At 65.3% G+C, this 15,051-nt stretch carries 16 protein-coding genes; 8 read left to right on the top strand and 8 right to left on the bottom strand.

Going from position 1 to position 15,051, the window contains the following annotated elements; all coding sequences use genetic code 11:
• The first annotated feature begins 43 nt into the window (after positions 1-43).
• From PF049_03980 to PF049_03970, 3 genes are all read left to right on the top strand, one after another.
• The gene (locus tag PF049_03980) at positions 44-1,219 is read left to right on the top strand and encodes a protease modulator HflK (protein ID WBY17324.1); all 1,176 of its coding nucleotides are present in this window, start codon (positions 44-46) and stop codon (positions 1,217-1,219) included.
• Positions 1,220-1,221: 2 nt separating this feature from the next.
• Positions 1,222-2,055, top strand: a complete 834-nt coding sequence (locus tag PF049_03975; protein WBY17323.1) for a protease modulator HflC — start codon at positions 1,222-1,224, stop codon at positions 2,053-2,055.
• Between the two features lie 171 nt (positions 2,056-2,226).
• Positions 2,227-3,753: a Do family serine endopeptidase gene (locus tag PF049_03970; protein WBY17983.1), complete on the top strand. Its 1,527-nt coding sequence runs from the start codon at positions 2,227-2,229 to the stop codon at positions 3,751-3,753.
• Between the two features lie 67 nt (positions 3,754-3,820).
• Here the strand turns inward: PF049_03970 and PF049_03965 are convergent, their stop codons facing one another.
• The 5 genes from PF049_03965 to PF049_03945 form a co-directional block, all read right to left on the bottom strand.
• Complete coding sequence (locus PF049_03965; GenBank protein ID WBY17322.1) at positions 3,821-6,112, bottom strand: PBP1A family penicillin-binding protein; 2,292 nt, start codon at positions 6,110-6,112, stop codon at positions 3,821-3,823.
• A gap of 111 nt (positions 6,113-6,223) precedes the next feature.
• Positions 6,224-6,637: a peptide-methionine (R)-S-oxide reductase MsrB gene (gene msrB, locus PF049_03960; GenBank protein ID WBY17321.1), complete on the bottom strand. Its 414-nt coding sequence runs from the start codon at positions 6,635-6,637 to the stop codon at positions 6,224-6,226.
• 54 nt (positions 6,638-6,691) lie between these two features.
• On the bottom strand, positions 6,692-7,363 hold the full coding sequence (locus tag PF049_03955; GenBank protein WBY17320.1) for a glutathione S-transferase family protein: 672 nt from the start codon (positions 7,361-7,363) through the stop codon (positions 6,692-6,694).
• A 67-nt stretch (positions 7,364-7,430) separates the two neighbouring features.
• Positions 7,431-7,877 (bottom strand): hypothetical protein, encoded by a 447-nt coding sequence (locus PF049_03950; protein ID WBY17319.1) that lies wholly within the window; start codon positions 7,875-7,877, stop codon positions 7,431-7,433.
• A 108-nt stretch (positions 7,878-7,985) separates the two neighbouring features.
• Entirely contained in the window at positions 7,986-8,378 is a 393-nt protein-coding gene (locus PF049_03945) for a hypothetical protein (GenBank protein ID WBY17318.1), read from the bottom strand.
• Between the two features lie 109 nt (positions 8,379-8,487).
• Here PF049_03945 and PF049_03940 point away from each other — a divergent pair, with 109 nt between their 5' ends.
• The 5 genes from PF049_03940 (at position 8,488) to PF049_03920 (ending at position 12,712) form a co-directional block, all read left to right on the top strand.
• Positions 8,488-9,918 carry an NAD-dependent succinate-semialdehyde dehydrogenase gene (locus PF049_03940; protein ID WBY17317.1) on the top strand — a complete coding sequence of 477 codons (1,431 nt, stop codon included), beginning with the start codon at positions 8,488-8,490 and terminating at the stop codon, positions 9,916-9,918.
• A gap of 80 nt (positions 9,919-9,998) precedes the next feature.
• Positions 9,999-10,379, top strand: a complete 381-nt coding sequence (locus tag PF049_03935) for a VOC family protein (GenBank protein ID WBY17316.1) — start codon at positions 9,999-10,001, stop codon at positions 10,377-10,379.
• Positions 10,380-10,389: 10 nt separating this feature from the next.
• Complete coding sequence (gene fghA, locus PF049_03930) at positions 10,390-11,226, top strand: S-formylglutathione hydrolase (protein WBY17315.1); 837 nt, start codon at positions 10,390-10,392, stop codon at positions 11,224-11,226.
• Entirely contained in the window at positions 11,199-12,116 is a 918-nt protein-coding gene (locus PF049_03925; protein ID WBY17314.1) for a hypothetical protein, read from the top strand. Before fghA ends, PF049_03925 begins: the two co-directional genes overlap by 28 nt.
• A gap of 29 nt (positions 12,117-12,145) precedes the next feature.
• The gene (locus tag PF049_03920) at positions 12,146-12,712 is read left to right on the top strand and encodes a ferric reductase-like transmembrane domain-containing protein (protein ID WBY17313.1); all 567 of its coding nucleotides are present in this window, start codon (positions 12,146-12,148) and stop codon (positions 12,710-12,712) included.
• On the opposite strand, the gene PF049_03915 is transcribed toward PF049_03920, so the two are convergent.
• From PF049_03915 to PF049_03905, 3 genes are all read right to left on the bottom strand, one after another.
• Positions 12,702-13,220 carry a helix-hairpin-helix domain-containing protein gene (locus PF049_03915; GenBank protein WBY17312.1) on the bottom strand — a complete coding sequence of 173 codons (519 nt, stop codon included), beginning with the start codon at positions 13,218-13,220 and terminating at the stop codon, positions 12,702-12,704. The two genes, PF049_03920 and PF049_03915, sit on opposite strands and share 11 nt — an antisense overlap.
• A 106-nt stretch (positions 13,221-13,326) precedes the next feature.
• On the bottom strand, positions 13,327-13,926 hold the full coding sequence (metW, locus tag PF049_03910; GenBank protein WBY17311.1) for a methionine biosynthesis protein MetW: 600 nt from the start codon (positions 13,924-13,926) through the stop codon (positions 13,327-13,329).
• The gene (locus PF049_03905) at positions 13,919-15,019 is read right to left on the bottom strand and encodes a homoserine O-acetyltransferase (GenBank protein WBY17310.1); all 1,101 of its coding nucleotides are present in this window, start codon (positions 15,017-15,019) and stop codon (positions 13,919-13,921) included. The genes metW and PF049_03905 overlap by 8 nt, the downstream gene beginning before the upstream one ends.
• Positions 15,020-15,051 lie beyond the last annotated feature (32 nt).

Here is a 15,051-nt window from a genome sequence, read left to right as displayed (position 1 = left end):
GCCACCCCTGTTTTTCCCGCAATCCCTACCTATAAGGGATGACATGACAGACATGGACGGTTTTCGCAGGCGGTTAGGCCTTGCGATGGCGGGCAAGAGCCCTTGGGGAAATTCCCAGAATGGCAGTGGCTCCGGCGGCGATGGCTCCGACGGCAGCGGCAACGGCTCCGGCAGCGGTTCCGGGGGCAAGGGCTCCGGCCCGCGCAATCCGTGGGTTCCGCCCACCGGCGGCAATAGCGAGGAACCGCGCCGCTCTGCCAAGATCGAGGACATCTTCAAGAACCGTGGGCCGGAAGGTCCGCGCCGCGGCGGCCCCGGCGGCCCGAATTTCCGCCTGCCCCCGCGCCCCGGCGGCAAGAGCTGGTTTCCCGTCATCCTGGGCGCGCTCGTCATCCTGTTCCTGCTGATGACCAGCACCCATCTGATCCAGCCGCGCGAGCAGGCCGTGGTCAAGACGCTGGGCAATTATACCCGGACCATGGAGCCGGGCCTCAATTTCTCCCTCCCCTACCCGATCGAAGTGGTCGAGGTGGAGGACGTGCAGGGCGTACGCGCCGTGCAGATCCCGGGCAGCGACAGCCAGGTGAAGCTGATCCTGACCGGCGACCAGAACCTCGTCGACCTGAGCTACATCGTGCGCTGGAACATCAAGGATCTGGAAGATTTCAAGTTCCGGCTCGTCGAGCCGGTGGAAACCGTCAACGAAGCGGCCGAGGCCGCGATGCGCGCCGCCGTGGCGGAGAAGGAACTGGACCAGACCTTCAGCGGTCAGGGCCGTGCCGAGATCGAGCAGGACGTGCGCGAACGCATGCAGCAGACGCTCGACACCTACCAGGCCGGCATCCAGGTGCTGGGCGTCGAAATCGAAAAGGCCGATCCGCCTGCGGAGGTGGTCGATGCCTTCCGCGACGTGCAGGTGGCCGAACAGAACGCCGACGCCGCGCGCAACCAGGCCCGCGGTTACGCGCAGCAGGTGCTGGCTCAGGCCGAAGGTGAGGCCGAGGCGTTCGACCGCGTGTACGAGGAATACCGCCTCGCGCCGCAGGTGACGCGCCAGCGCCTTTATTACGAGACGATGGAGCGGGTCCTGCGGGATACCGACAAGACCATCGTCGAAACGGACAATGTCACGCCGTACCTGCCGCTGCCGGAAATCCGCCGCAGGGCCCAACGGCCAGCACCGCAGGCCACCGCGCCAGAAACCACGGGAGGGCAGTAATCATGACCAGTACCTGGCAGAATTATCGCCTCGTGATCTTCGCAGTGCTCGCGGCGATCATCCTCTTCGCGCTGAGCGCCTTCGTCGTGTCGGAAGAAGAACAGGCCGTCGTGATCCGCACGGGTAACCCCGTCGGCACGGTGAACACGCCGGGCGGTGAGACCAATGCCGGTCTCTATTTCCGCATGCCCTTCATCGAAAGCGTGCGCCTGATCGAGAAGCGCCTGCTCGACCTCGAAATGACGGACGAGGAAGTGCTGTCGAACGACCAGCAGCGCCTGCTGGTCAATGCCTATGCCCGGTTCCGGATCGTCGATCCGGTCCGCATGGTGGAACGCGCCGGTTCGACCGAGGGTGTGCGCAATGCGCTGACGCCGATCCTGAACTCCGTGCTGCGGCAGGAACTGGGTCGCCGGACCTTCCAGGCGATGCTGACGGCGGAGCGCGGCTCAGCCCTCGCCAATGTCCGCGCCAATCTGGACCGGCAGGCGGCGCAGTACGGGGCGGAGGTAATCGACGTGCAGATCATGCGCACCGACCTGCCCGACGCGCCGCTGCAGTCGGCTTTCCGCCGGATGGAATCGGACCGTGAGCGTGAAGCCCGCACCATCCGGGCGCAGGGTTCGCGCGATGCCCGCATCATCCGCGCCGAAGCCGACGCGGAAGCGGCCAACACCTATGCCGAGAGTTTCGGCAAGGATGCGGAATTCTACGACTTCTACCGCGCGATGCAGAGCTATGATTCCACCTTCGCCAGCGGCGAGGCCACGGGCGAAAGCAGCATCATACTGTCGCCGGACAACGAATATCTGCGGCAGTTCCGCGGTCGCCGCTGAGGCATTCAGCCGAACGACGCCCGTCGAGCGGCGGGCGTCGTTCGCAGACCCTCGCGGCCCTGCTGCCGTGCCGTTCAATGGGTATTCACTCCGCTTGCGCTGAAACCAATCCCAAGCCGGGGGCGTAGATTGACTGAAATTTATGAAAAGGAACGAGAGGACGTGAAACCTGTGCGTTACGCCTATGGACTTTCCACCGCGCTGCTGATCGGCGGCGCCACCGTCTCCCTGATCACCGGCCAGCCCGCCGGGGCCCAGGTCGCCCAGAACGACGACGCCCGGATGTCGGGCATTGCCCCGCGCGCCGGGGCACCGGCCAGCTTCGCCGACCTGACGGAGCAATTGCAGCCCTCCGTCGTCAATATCTCCACCCGCCAGCGCGTCGAGGTACAGCAGAGCCGCAACCCGTTCGCAGGCACGCCTTTCGAAGGGCTGTTCGGGAATCGCGGCGGTGGCAGCAACCAGCCGCAGACGCGGGAGGCCCAGTCGCTGGGTTCCGGTTTCATCATTTCCGCCGACGGCTTCGTGGTGACGAACAATCACGTCGTTTCCCCCAGCGGACGCGGCACGGTGGAGGAAATCACCGTCACCATGCCCGACGGCACGGAATACGAAGCGGAACTGGTCGGCGCCGATGCGCAGTCCGACCTTGCCGTGCTGAAAATCAGCCGCAGCCAGGATTTCCCCTTCGTCGAATTCGGCGACAGCTCACAGGCCCGCCCCGGCGACTGGGTCGTGGCCATCGGCAACCCCTTCGGCCTTGGCGGCACCGTGACCAGCGGGATCGTATCGGCGGTCTATCGCAATACCGGGCAGGGCGGCGCCTATGACCGTTACATCCAGACCGATGCCGCCATCAATCGCGGCAATTCGGGCGGCCCACTGTTCGACATGCAGGGCAATGTGATCGGCATCAACAATGCCATCTTCTCGCCCAGCGGCGGCAGCGTCGGCATCGGCTTTGCCATCCCGGCCGAAATTGCCGAACCGATCGTCGAACAGCTGAAGGGCGGCAACCCGATCGAGCGCGGCTATCTGGGTGTCCAGATCCAGCCGGTGACGGATGATGTGGCGGATTCGCTCGGCATCGACCGCAATCGCGGCGAGTTCGTCCAGTCGGTCGTGCTCGATGGCGCAGCGGATCGCGGCGGTATCAAGGCCGGCGACATCGTGACCCGCGTCAACGGGCAGGACGTCACGCCCGAACAGACGCTGTCGTTCCTCGTCGCCAATATCGCGCCGGGCACGCGGGTTCCGATCGAGCTCTACCGCGACGGTTCGCGCCGGACGGTCCAGCTGACCGTCGGCCGCCGCCCGAGCGAGGAGGAACTGCGCCAGCAGCAGATGTTCGACCCCGACAGCGAACCGGACGAGCCGGAAGGCGAAGATAGCGAGATGGTGGCCGACACGCTTGGCCTGCAGGTTCTGGACCTTACACCGGCCATCGCCCGTCAGCTGGGCATTTCGCCCGATACGCAGGGCGTGGTTGTCGGACTGGTCGATCCCAATTCCGATGCGGCGCGCAAGGGCCTTCAGCGCGGCGACGTGATCCTGTCGGCAAACTATCGCAGCATCGCCGGTATCGCCGACCTTGAAGCCATAGTTGCCGAGGCAAATTCGTCGAACCGCGATGCGGTCCTCCTGCGGGTTCAGCGGCGTGGACGTCCTGCCACCTATGTAGCAGTTCGGATGCGCTGATCGGACGAAAGCACGAAAAAGGCCCCGGCGGAGCGATCCGCCGGGGCCTTTTTCCTGGCTGCATCGCCTATTGCTGCTGCGGCGCCCCCGGCCCGGGCGGGGCAGGCTGCCTCTGCTGCGGGGGTGAGGCTGGCGCAGTTCGCATCGGTGCCGGGCGGCTTGGCGGGTTCTCGATCCGGACCGGCGGATTGGGCTGGGGTGCGGGCCGTGTCACGATCACGCTGCCCCCACCGCCATTGCCGCTGCCACTGCCACCGGACGCTCCGCCGGTCGCACGCTCCAGGAAATCGTCGTCGGCGGCCTGCGGTGCGCCGTCCTCGCCGGTGTCGCGGCGTACCCCGTCTGGGCTGCCCGATCCGCTGCCGGGGAAACCGTCGCCGCGACCGGGTGATGTTCCCCCGCCCGGTTCGACCAGATTGCCCTGTTCGTCGATGTAGTAATAATCGCTCGGGTCGCCGAACATGACCTCGTCATCGGGTTCCAGCTGCCATTCGGGCAGGTCCAGCTCGGTATCGAACGGTTCGACCGGGCGATCCTTCACCGCATAGCGCATATAGGCGGCGAAGGCCTGTGCAGGCGCTCGCCCGCCCTGCAGTCCGGCAACGCGGGAATTGTCGTCCTTCCCCATCCAGACCCCGGTGGTGATGCCGCTGGAAAAGCCGACGAAATACCCGTCCTTGTTGGAACTGGTCGTGCCTGTCTTGCCCGCGACCGGACGCCCGATCTGGGCCGCCCGGCCCGTGCCGGTCGCAACGGCGGCCTGCAGCAGGTCGGTAATCCCGGCGGCCACGTAATCGGGAATGAGCTTCGTCGAACGGGCGCGCGGGTGGGTATAGATGGTATCCCCGCTGGCAGTCGTGACCTTGACGATGCCATAGGGCTCCACCGAATTACCGCCTGCACTGACCGCGGCGAAGGCGCGCGTCATGTCGATCAGGCGGACTTCCGAACTGCCCAGCACCATGGACGGATAGGTCGAAATTTCCGACGTGATCCCGAACCGCCGCGCCATGGATGCGACGGTACCGAAGCCCACCTCGTTGCCCAGCTGCGCGGCGACGGTGTTCTTCGAATAGGCAAAGGCGGTGCGCACGGTGATCTCGCCCGCATAGCCGCCGCCCGAATTACGCGGGGTCCAGCCATCGATGGTGGTCTGCGTATCCTTGACCGTGTCTTCCGGCTTGTACCCTGCTTCCAGCGCGGCGAGATAGACGAACAGTTTCCAGCTCGATCCCGGCTGGCGAAGGGCCTTCGTCGCGCGGTTGAAATTGCTTTCCACGTAGTCGGTCCCGCCGACAAGCGCTCGGATGGCCCCGTCGCGGTCGAGCGATACCAGCGCGCCCTGCGCCCCGCCCGGCGTGTTCGCCTTGATGGATGCGGTGGCGGCGCGCTGCATGCCGACGTCCAGCGTGGTCCAGACCTCGATCGGCTCGAACGTCTCGGGCAGCAGGATGTCGAGCTGCGGCAGGGCCCAGTCGGTGAAATAGCGCACCGAGTTCTGGCCGGCATTGTCTTCCTTCAGCCTGACCATGGACGGATCGACATCGGCCTCTGCCTGGCTGATGCGCCCCTGTTCGCGCATCAGGCGCAGGACCACATTCGCCCGCCCGACCGCGGCATCGACATCGGCCGTCGGGGAATAACGGCTGGGCGCCTTCACCAGCCCGGCGATAATCGCTGCCTCCGCCACGGACAGGTCGGTCGCGGGGTGGCTGAAGAACTTCCGGCTGGCGCTGTCGATCCCGTACGCGCCGCCGCCGAAATACACCTTGTTCAGATACAGCTCGAGGATCTGCTCCTTCGAGAACTTGTATTCCAGCGCCATCGCCAGGACCGCCTCGCGCATCTTGCGGTCCAGCGTGCGGTTCGAGTTCAGGAAGACGTTGCGGGCAAGCTGCTGCGTGATGGTGGAGGTGGCGGATACGCGGCCATTGCCGGTCGCCGCCGTATAGACCGCGCGCGCCAGGCCCAGCGGATCGACCCCGTAATGCGAGTAATAGCGGCGATCTTCGACCGAGATCATCGCCTGTTTCATGACGTCGGGGATCTCGCCGCTTTCCAGCCATTCGCCATAGCTGGGGCCGAGTTCGACGATCTGCGTCCCGTCGCGGGCGCGCACGACGATGGTCTGGCCCGTCTGCTGCGCCTTCAGTTCGTAATAGCCGGGCAGGGATCGGGCCGCGAACAGTACGGCGAGCCCGAGGAACAGCGCGCCCAGGAACACGGCAAAGATACCGGTGAACAGGATGCGCCGCGTCCAGCGCGCGAACGCACTGCGCCTCGGTTTCGGCTCCGGTCGGCGGCTGCGCCTGCTACCGGACTTGCGCGCCGCCTGACGGCGACTGCCGCGCTGTGCCATTGAGCAAAGGTCTCCTGTCGCACCGGCAAGAACCGTCCGGCACCTGAACGCCCCCTACCTAGGCGAAGCTTGGCTCAGAGTGAACGGGATTAACCCGGTTTGCGCCCGGCTTTAATCGTCCGGTTCGAAATCCAGCGCCGCGCTGTTGATGCAATAGCGCAGCCCCCCCTGGTCCGGCGGACCGTCGGGGAAGACGTGGCCCAGATGGCCGTCGCAATTGGAACAGGTGACCTCGGTGCGGATCATGCCGTGGGAGGTGTCGCGGTGTTCGTCTACCGCTTCGCCTTCCGCAGGCTTGGTGAAGGCGGGCCAGCCGCAGCCGCTATTGTATTTCGCATCGCTGTCGAACAGCTTCTGCCCGCAGGCGGCGCAGACATATTCGCCTTCGTCGTAATGCTTGTCGTACTTGCCGGTGAAGGGCCGTTCGGTGCCTGCCTCGCGCAGGACATGGTACTGCTCGGGCGAGAGCTTGTCGCGCCATTCGCTGTCGGTCACGGTCTTCGGGTCGGATGCGGGGCCGGTCATCGTTATCTCCTTCTTTCCATGGAGATATGGGAAGCCGGGCCTGCCTCCTCAAGTTCAGTCGTCCAGCTCCGCATACTGGGCGGGCGGGTGGACGTTTTCCATCCGCTCTTTCAGCAACGGGCGGAAACTCGGACGGCTCTTGAACACCTGGTACCAGCCGCGGGCCTGTTCGTGCCCCGCCCAGTCGATCCCGCCCAGATAGTCGGCCACGGAAATCTGCGCCGCCGCGCTCAGGTCGGCGAGGCTCATCTGAGAGCCGGCCAGCCATGCACGGTTGTCCACCAGCCAGTCGATATAGTCGAGATGCCCGTGCGACAGCTTCATCGCCTCGCGCAGGATGCGGCTGTCTGGCGGCTGCCGATAGACGATGCGCTTCTTCATCCGCTCGTGCAGCAGGGGCATGGTGACGTCGCCGAAGAAGTTCTCGTCGAACAGGGCGGTCAGGCGGCGGATTTCCGCACGCTGGATCGCGGTGCCGTTGATCATCGGCGCCTTGTCGTTCGTTTCCTCGAAATATTCGCAGATCGCCTGGCTGTCGCACAGCGCCAGTCCCCGCTCCGGATCATGCAGGACCGGCGTCCGCCCGGCAGGGTTCAAAGCCCAGAAATCGTCGCCCGCCGACCACGGGTCGGACCGGACGAGTTCATACGCCACGCCCTTCTCGCTCAGATGCAGGCGCACCTTGCGACTGAACGGACACAGGGGGAATTGATGGAGTTGCCACATGCCGCGCCATCATGGCGCAAACACAGTCTTTCGTCCAATGAATCGCGGCGGCAGGAACGCAAAAAGACTAATTGATCGCGGCACCTTCGATGGCATCTTCCATCTGGCGCGCCGCTTCGCGCAAGGCGGGCAGCATGGCCTCGAATGCGCCGGTCATGCCGGCCATCCGGTCCATGGCGCGGGGCAGTTCCCGCTCGACCGCCTGCGGGACTGCCCCGCTGCCGGGCAGCGCCTTGCGCAAGGTCATGTCGGGATCGATATGGGCCGCTTCCTCACCTGCCATGTCGGCAGCCGCCTCTGCAATCGGCGCGATGGGCAGGTCGAGCAGGACCTGCGACAGCGTCGCCACGGTCACCGCAAGCTCCTGCTGGAATGCCGGGTCGGACAGGCGATCGGCCAGCTGCGCGGTCACTTCTTGCGCCGCGTCGTCTTCGAGCACGAAACCTTGCGCGGCGGCAGGCGATGCGGCCCCGGCAAGGGCCAGTCCGGCGGCGGCGGAAATCAGGAAACGCATGGCAAACCCCTCTCGCGGGCAAATGGGCACTATGCGGCTGACGTTACGGCCTGCGTGCTGAGCGGAGCCTGAATGACAGCTCCCACCCCCCGACGCGTCGCCCCTATGCTAGAGCCCGGAGGCGTCCAGCAGCAGCAGGCAGGCGGGCATGGCGTCCTCCACCTCCCCGTCGTCCCACAATTGCTGCGCTTTCGCCCCGACCAGCGCGCTGACCTGTTCGCGGGTCATTCCGGTATCGTCCATTACCTGCGCCATGCTGCGGACGAAATACTCCTTGCCACGCTCGGCCAGCGGCGGAAACTGCAGCGCGGCCTCGTTTCCGCGTTCCTGCCCGGCCGAGACCAGGGCGAAGGCGGCGGAGCAGCGCAGCGCCGCTTCCTGCTCCAGCGAGACCGGCGGCGGCGCGTCCGTGACGGTCGGATCGACCAACGGCGCGCCCTTGGCGAGTGCCAGGGGCGCGAGCGGGAGAAAAGCGGCGGCGAGCATGGGAAGATGGATCATGCCGCCTGCTATAGCGCGTGTTCCTGAACCGATGCTGCCCCTTTACGAAGCGCCGGCGAAAGCCGAAAGGCCGGGTCCTTCGATCACATCGTCCCAGGAGCACGAACCCATGAGCACCCATCCCGATCTCCACCTGCTGGTTGGCGGCGAAAAGCTGGATGCATCCGGGCGCGATACGCTGGACGTGCTCGATCCTGCGACCGGAGAGACCATCGCCGCGCTGCCCAAGGCGACAAGCGACGATCTCGACCGGGCGCTGGACAGTGCGGCAAAGGGTTTTCGCGAATGGCGCAGGACCAGTGCGGACAAGCGCGAGGCCATTCTTCGCAAGGGCGCGCAGAACATCCGCGACCGCGCAGGCGAAATCGCGCAGGCGCTGACCCGCGAACAGGGCAAGCCGGTGCCCGAAGCAACCGGCGAGACGCTGTATTCCGCCATGCTGCTGGAATTCTACGCCGGCGAGTGCAAGCGGCTCTATGGCCGCACGCTGGTCCGTCCGGAAGGCAGCCGGGTGGAGGTGCAGCAACATCCCGTCGGACCGGTCGCCGGTTTCGCCGCCTGGAATTTCCCCTCGCTCAACGTGATGCGCAAGATCGGCGGACCGCTGGCCGCCGGTTGCTCCGTGATCGTGAAGCCGAGCGAGGAAACCCCGGCTGCCGGCATGATGATCGCGCAGGCGCTGCTCGATGCGGGCGTGCCGGGCGACGTGCTGCAGGTCGTCTTCGGGGTACCGGACGAGGTCAGCCGCCACCTTCTCGCCAGCCCCGTCATCCGCAAGGTGACCTTCACCGGCTCCACCGCGGTCGGCAAGCACCTAAGCAAGCTGGCGGCAGAAGACCTGAAGGTCACGACGATGGAGCTTGGGGGGCATGGCCCCGTGCTGGTCTTCCGCGATGCCGATATCGACACCGCGCTCGATACGATGGCCGCCACCAAGTATCGCAATGCCGGGCAGGTGTGCGTCAGTCCCACCCGCTTCTTGGTCGAGGAAGACGTGTTCGAGAAGTTCCGCGACGGCTTCGTCGAGCGGGCGGAAGCGATCAAGGTCGGCAACGGCTTCGAAAAAGGCGTGCAGATGGGCCCGATGGCGAACGATCGCGGCCCGGATGGCCTCGCTGCAAAGATCGGCGATGCGAAGGACAAGGGTGCGAAATTGCTGACCGGCGGAGAGCGGATCGGCAACCAGGGCTATTTCCACGCACCCACCGTGCTGAGCGAGGTTCCGACCGATGCCGAAATCATGAACGAGGAGCCTTTCGGCCCCGTGGCCCTGATTAACCCGATGGCGGGCGAGGACGCGATGATCGAGGAAGCCAACCGCCTTCCCTATGGCCTTGCCGCCTATGCGTGGACCAACGACCCCGCCCGTCGCCGCCGCCTAGCTGCCGAGGTCGAGGCTGGAATGCTGGCCATCAATACCGGCGGCGTCAGCGCGGTCGACGCGCCTTTCGGCGGGGTGCAATGGTCGGGCCACGGAATGGAAGACGGCGCGGAAGGCGTCGCGGCCTGCATGGTGACAAAGACCGTGCACGAAGGCTGACGCGGCTTGCCGATACGACGTTGACGAGCGGCTGCCCGGCCCGCAATGTTGGGCACACATTCTGGAAGGAGAGGAATAACATGTTCAGTCACGTGATGCTGGGCGCCAACGATATCGAGGCGTCGAAGAAGTTCTACGACGCCTGCTTCAAGGCGCTGGGCGGGCGCGAGGGGTCGATGGATCCCAAGGGCCGCGTCATCTACATGCACAATGGCGGCATCTTCCTGCTGTCGAAGCCGATCGACGGAAACGATGCGACCTGCGCCAATGGCGGCACGATCGGGTTCGCCGTCGACAGCCCCGAACAGGGCGATGCATGGCACGAGGCGGGCGTCGAGAACGGCGGCACCGCGATCGAAGACCCGCCCGGCATCCGCGAGAGCGAGATCGGCAATATGTATCTTGCCTATCTGCGCGATCCGGCAGGGAACAAGATCTGCGTCATGAAGCGTATGGGCTGACGCAGCGGCCGTGGAAACGCTGAGCGAAAATCGCGCTTTCGGCGGGGTGCAGGGGATCTATTCCCATGCCTCCGCCGAAACCGGGACCGAAATGACCTTCTCGGTCTATGTTCCGCCGCATGAAGAAGGCGCACGCCTGCCGGTGCTGTGGTATCTGTCGGGCCTCACCTGCACCCACGCAAACGTGACGGAAAAGGGCGAGTATCGCCGCGCCTGCGCCGAACACGGCATTATCTTCGTCGCGCCCGATACCAGCCCGCGCGGCGAGGACGTGCCCGACGCCGAAGACGAATACGATTTCGGCAAGGGCGCCGGCTTCTACGTCGATGCGGTGCAGGAACCGTGGCAGAAGCATTACCGGATGCGCTCCTATATCGAGAGCGAACTGCCCGAACTGCTTGCCGCGCATTTCCCGGTCGACATGGATTGCCAGTCTATCACCGGACATTCCATGGGCGGGCACGGCGCGCTGACCATCGGTCTCAGGAATGCGGACCGCTTCCGCTCGATCAGCGCGTTCGCTCCCATCGTCGCACCATCGCAGGTCCCTTGGGGCGAGAAAGCGCTGGGCCGATATCTGGGTGACGACCGGGCGGCGTGGCGGGAATACGATGCCCTCGCCCTGATAGAGGACGGCGCGCGCCACCCCCACATACTGGTGGACCAGGGCACGGCCGACAATTTCCTTGAAGAGCAGCTGAAACCGGGACTGCTGGCGCTGGCCTGCCGCAAGGCGGACATGCAGGCGAGCATCCGGATGCAGGACGGATACGACCACTCCTATTACTTCATCTCGACATTCATGGGAGACCATGTCGCGTGGCACGCAAAGCACCTGAACGCCTGACGATGCACGCGCTGGCGCTCGCCGCTTTCGCTGTCTTCTCCGTCACGCCCGTTCCGGCGCTCCTCGCGCAGCAGGAGCCCACCACCGCCGAAGGCTGGCGCGAAATCTGGCGCGACAACGACCGCCCCCAGGACGAGCGGATCAGGGCAGCCGAAATCGGCTGTGACCGGTTCAACGATGGGCCATCCTGCCTGCGCCGTGGCACGGTCGCTGCCATCTTTCGCGAGGACCACGCGCTGCAGTACCGCTATTACAGCGCGGCGTGCCGGAACGACATGGCAGGGGGCTGCTATCGCAAGGGCGAATTGCAATACAAGGGACTAGGGACCGAGAAGGACCTCGATTGGGCTCTGATTGCGTTCGACAATGCCTGCCGCATGGGCGAGCCGATGGGCTGCAAATGGAAAGAGCGAATCTTGCCCGAAGTCCGGGCCAGCCTGGCAAGCCGGCCTGCTGCCACACCTCCGACTTTCCGGCCCGCGCCTGCGAAACCAGCAACGCCGCCAGCGCTAGACATGGAGGATTACGGCGCAATCATCGCCCGGCTCGGGCAGGTCACGACGCTAACCGCAGTCGGTTCGATCACCTGCGACGAGATCCGCCGGCGGACGGGTGAGGGCGGTGCCTGGTCGCGGACCGAGGAAGCGCGTCTCTGGAACGCGGCGGACCGTGTGGACTACCGCGCCGGCAAGACCGACTGCAACCGGGTTCCGCGCGCTTTTGCTGCGCAGATCGAGAAGGAAAACCTCGCCGCCAGGCCGCAGGCCAATCCCGTATCGCAATCGAACTATTCCTCCTGCGACAGTACCTGCCGGCGAGAGAAGACGATCCGCGACAACACGCCGCGGCGATGCTGGGTCAGCAACGGCCGGCGTATCTGCAACAAGTGACGCGCAAGGGTTCCCTGCGGCCGGGACGCATGCTCCTCTGGCTGGTGCTGGCCCTGCCCGGCGCGTGGATAGCGGGGCGCTGGGCCTTTACGCCGGACGATTACGGCTACGGACACGCAATCGGCGACAGCGGCGACTGGGCCGCGTGGCTGTTGATGGCGACACTGGCTGTGACGCCGCTGCGACTCGCATTCCGGAAATCGGCTATTGCAACCTGGCTGATGCGGCATCGCCGCGATCTCGGCGTGGCAAGCTTCGCCTACGCGGCGGGGCATACTGGCGTCTATGCTTGGAAGAAAGCGTCGCTGGGCGCCTTACTGGCGGAGGCGGGCGAGCCCTATCTGCTGGCAGGCTGGGCCGCCCTTGCCCTGTTCATACCGCTGGCGGTTACATCGAACGATGCGTCCATGCGGATGCTGAAGCGGTCATGGAAGACGCTGCACCGGTTGGTCTATCCGGCGGCGATACTGGTCTTCCTGCACTGGATCTGGTCCGCCTTCGACCCGACCACGGCCTGGATCCACGCCGGGATCCTGGCCGCGATCGAGGCGGTGAGGCTCGGCCTGCAATTCGGCCGGAAAAAGGTCAGAGCGTGACGTAGTTGCGGAAGCGCGCGACTTCTTCCGCATCGACATACTTGCCGATTTCGCGGTCGAATTCGGCCATGTCTTCGTAAGGACGATATTCCTCGAACTCGTGGACCATCTTGTCGGTCATGCCGGGGATCAGTTCGATGTCCTCGCGCGTCGCGGTGTTGAGGTTGATCGGCACGAAAATGCGTTCGCGCAGGGTGGCTGCTTCGGTTTCACCGACCGATTCGAGCAGCGCAGCGTTGAACGCGGTCGCGCTTTCATACGGGCGGCCTGCGACGATGGCTTCGGCCAGTTCGGGGGTCACGCCCTCGACGCCTGCAAGGTCTTCCGCGCTGGCTTCGTTGGCATCGAGAACGCCGGTCGCGGCGGCTGCATCGACATCGTCTGCAGCTTCGGTCTCGGCGACTTCACCTTCCTGCATCGTATCGGCATCGCTCGCCGTATTGTCGGAACAGGCAGCAAGGCCAAGGGCGGTGCCGGCAAGCGCGGCGGACAGGACGATCTTCTTCATGGAAACTACCTTTTATTGCTAAAGGCTCGCAATAGCAGCTTATCGCGCTTTGCGAAGCCCAAAAGCCTGTCGCCGCCAAATAGTCTTCGGCTGCAGCGAATGCCGGTCAGTGGCCGATCTCGAACAGGGCGTATTCCGCCCGCCAATTGGCCCCGCGATCCGCGATCTCCCGGTCCTGCGTGAAGAACCAGCGTCGTTCGATGCCGACGCCCAGATCGCTGGCCAGCGCTTCGAAATCGCGCACCGTCACGTGGTGGATATTGCGGGTTTCGTACCAGCTTACCGGCAGATGCCGCGTGACCGGCATCCGCCCACGGCTCATCAGCGCCCAGCGCATGCGCCAATACGCGAAATTGGGGAAGCTGACGAAAGCGCGATTCCCCACCCGCAGCAATTCGCGCAGCATGTGGTCGGGCCGCGCCGCCGTCTGCAGGGTTTGCGACAGGATGGCATAATCGAAAGCACCGTCCGGATAGAAGGTCAGGTCCCGGTCCGCATCCCCCTGCACCACGCTGAGGCCCTGTGCGACGCACGCCGCCACGCATTCCGGGTCGATCTCGATCCCCCGCGCATCGACTTGCCGATCGCGCAGTGCCGCCATCAATTCGCCGTCGCCGCAGCCGACGTCGAGCGCCTTGCAGCCCGGCTCTATCCGCCGCAGGATGGTGGCGAGGTCGGGGCGCAGTTTCGAACCGGCATCAGCCATGTATGAAACCCTTCACCACCCGGTCCAGCGCCGGCACATCGAGCAGGAAGCTGTCATGCCCGAAGGGCGCGGACAGCTCCACGAAACTGACCGGCTTTGCCACCGCGTTCAGCGCGTGAACGACGTGACGACTGTCCTCTGTCGGATAAAGCCAGTCGGTATCGAAACTGACCAGGCAGAACCGCGCGTCGCTGGCCCGGAAGGCCTCCGCAAGCGATCCGCCGTGTTCCTGCGCCAGGTCGAGGTAATCCATCGCCCGCGTGATATAGAGGTAGCTGTTGGCATCGAACCGCCGGGTGAAACCGCTACCCTGGTATCGCAAATAGCTTTCCACCTGGAAATCCGCGTCGAAGCCGAAACCGGGCGCGTCCCTGTCCTGCAGGCGGCGACCGAACTTCTCCGTCAGCCCCTCTTCCGAAAGATAGGTGATGTGCGCCGCCATCCGGGCCACCGCCAATCCGGCCCCGGGGGCATCGTCTTGCCCGTAATAGGCTCCCCCGCGCCAGGCCGGATCGGCCATGATCGCCTGCCTGCCGACTTCGTGGAACGCGATGTTCTGGGCCGAATGGCGCGCCGTCGTCGCGATGGCGAGCACCCGGGCTGCACGATCCGGGAAATTGGCCGCCAGGCTCAGCGCCTGCATGCCGCCCATCGATCCGCCCACGACTGCGTGGAGCCGGGCAATATCCATCGCGTCGAGCAGCCCGACCAGCCCGCGAACCATGTCGCGGATCGTGATGACCGGGAACCGCATGCCGTATGGCTGTCCGTCCGGAGCCAGGCTGGCAGGGCCGGTCGAGCCGAGGCAGCTGCCGATGACATTCGCGCAGATGACATGGAAACGGTCCGTATCGATCGGTTTGCCGGGGCCGACCATGCGTTCCCACCATCCGGGCTTCCCCGTGACGGGATGCGTGCTGGCAAGGTACTGGTCCCCCGTCAGCGCATGGCAGACGAGGATCGCATTGGAGCGGTCAGCCGCGAGCTCTCCGTAAGTCTCGTAGGCGATGTCCACGTCATGCAGCGCCTCGCCGCCGTCGAGCGGCAGCGGCTGCGGCAGGCGCATCGTCGTGGGCTGGTGGAGACTTGCCATCGGTCTGCCGATTGGGGGAGCGCTCTTTTGCT

This window comes from Erythrobacteraceae bacterium WH01K (assembly GCA_027941995.1).
Classification (GTDB): Bacteria; Pseudomonadota; Alphaproteobacteria; order Sphingomonadales; family Sphingomonadaceae; genus CAJXSN01.
Note: the sequence above shows the minus strand (reverse complement) of the source record. Positions and strands in the feature narration are given on the sequence as shown.

What these genes read in the sequence shown, in the direction of transcription:
- PF049_03980 (WBY17324.1), top strand. Translation starts at nt 44, where the DNA reads ATGACAGACATGGACGGTTTTCGCAGGCGGTTAGGCCTTGCGATGGCG.
- PF049_03975 (WBY17323.1), top strand. Translation starts at nt 1,222, where the DNA reads ATGACCAGTACCTGGCAGAATTATCGCCTCGTGATCTTCGCAGTGCTC.
- PF049_03965 (WBY17322.1), bottom strand. Translation starts at nt 6,112, where the DNA reads ATGGCACAGCGCGGCAGTCGCCGTCAGGCGGCGCGCAAGTCCGGTAGC.
- msrB (WBY17321.1), bottom strand. Translation starts at nt 6,637, where the DNA reads ATGACCGGCCCCGCATCCGACCCGAAGACCGTGACCGACAGCGAATGG.
- PF049_03955 (WBY17320.1), bottom strand. Translation starts at nt 7,363, where the DNA reads ATGTGGCAACTCCATCAATTCCCCCTGTGTCCGTTCAGTCGCAAGGTG.
- PF049_03950 (WBY17319.1), bottom strand. Translation starts at nt 7,877, where the DNA reads ATGCGTTTCCTGATTTCCGCCGCCGCCGGACTGGCCCTTGCCGGGGCC.
- PF049_03945 (WBY17318.1), bottom strand. Translation starts at nt 8,378, where the DNA reads ATGATCCATCTTCCCATGCTCGCCGCCGCTTTTCTCCCGCTCGCGCCC.
- PF049_03940 (WBY17317.1), top strand. Translation starts at nt 8,488, where the DNA reads ATGAGCACCCATCCCGATCTCCACCTGCTGGTTGGCGGCGAAAAGCTG.
- PF049_03935 (WBY17316.1), top strand. Translation starts at nt 9,999, where the DNA reads ATGTTCAGTCACGTGATGCTGGGCGCCAACGATATCGAGGCGTCGAAG.
- PF049_03920 (WBY17313.1), top strand. Translation starts at nt 12,146, where the DNA reads ATGCTCCTCTGGCTGGTGCTGGCCCTGCCCGGCGCGTGGATAGCGGGG.
- PF049_03915 (WBY17312.1), bottom strand. Translation starts at nt 13,220, where the DNA reads ATGAAGAAGATCGTCCTGTCCGCCGCGCTTGCCGGCACCGCCCTTGGC.
- metW (WBY17311.1), bottom strand. Translation starts at nt 13,926, where the DNA reads ATGGCTGATGCCGGTTCGAAACTGCGCCCCGACCTCGCCACCATCCTG.
- PF049_03905 (WBY17310.1), bottom strand. Translation starts at nt 15,019, where the DNA reads ATGGCAAGTCTCCACCAGCCCACGACGATGCGCCTGCCGCAGCCGCTG.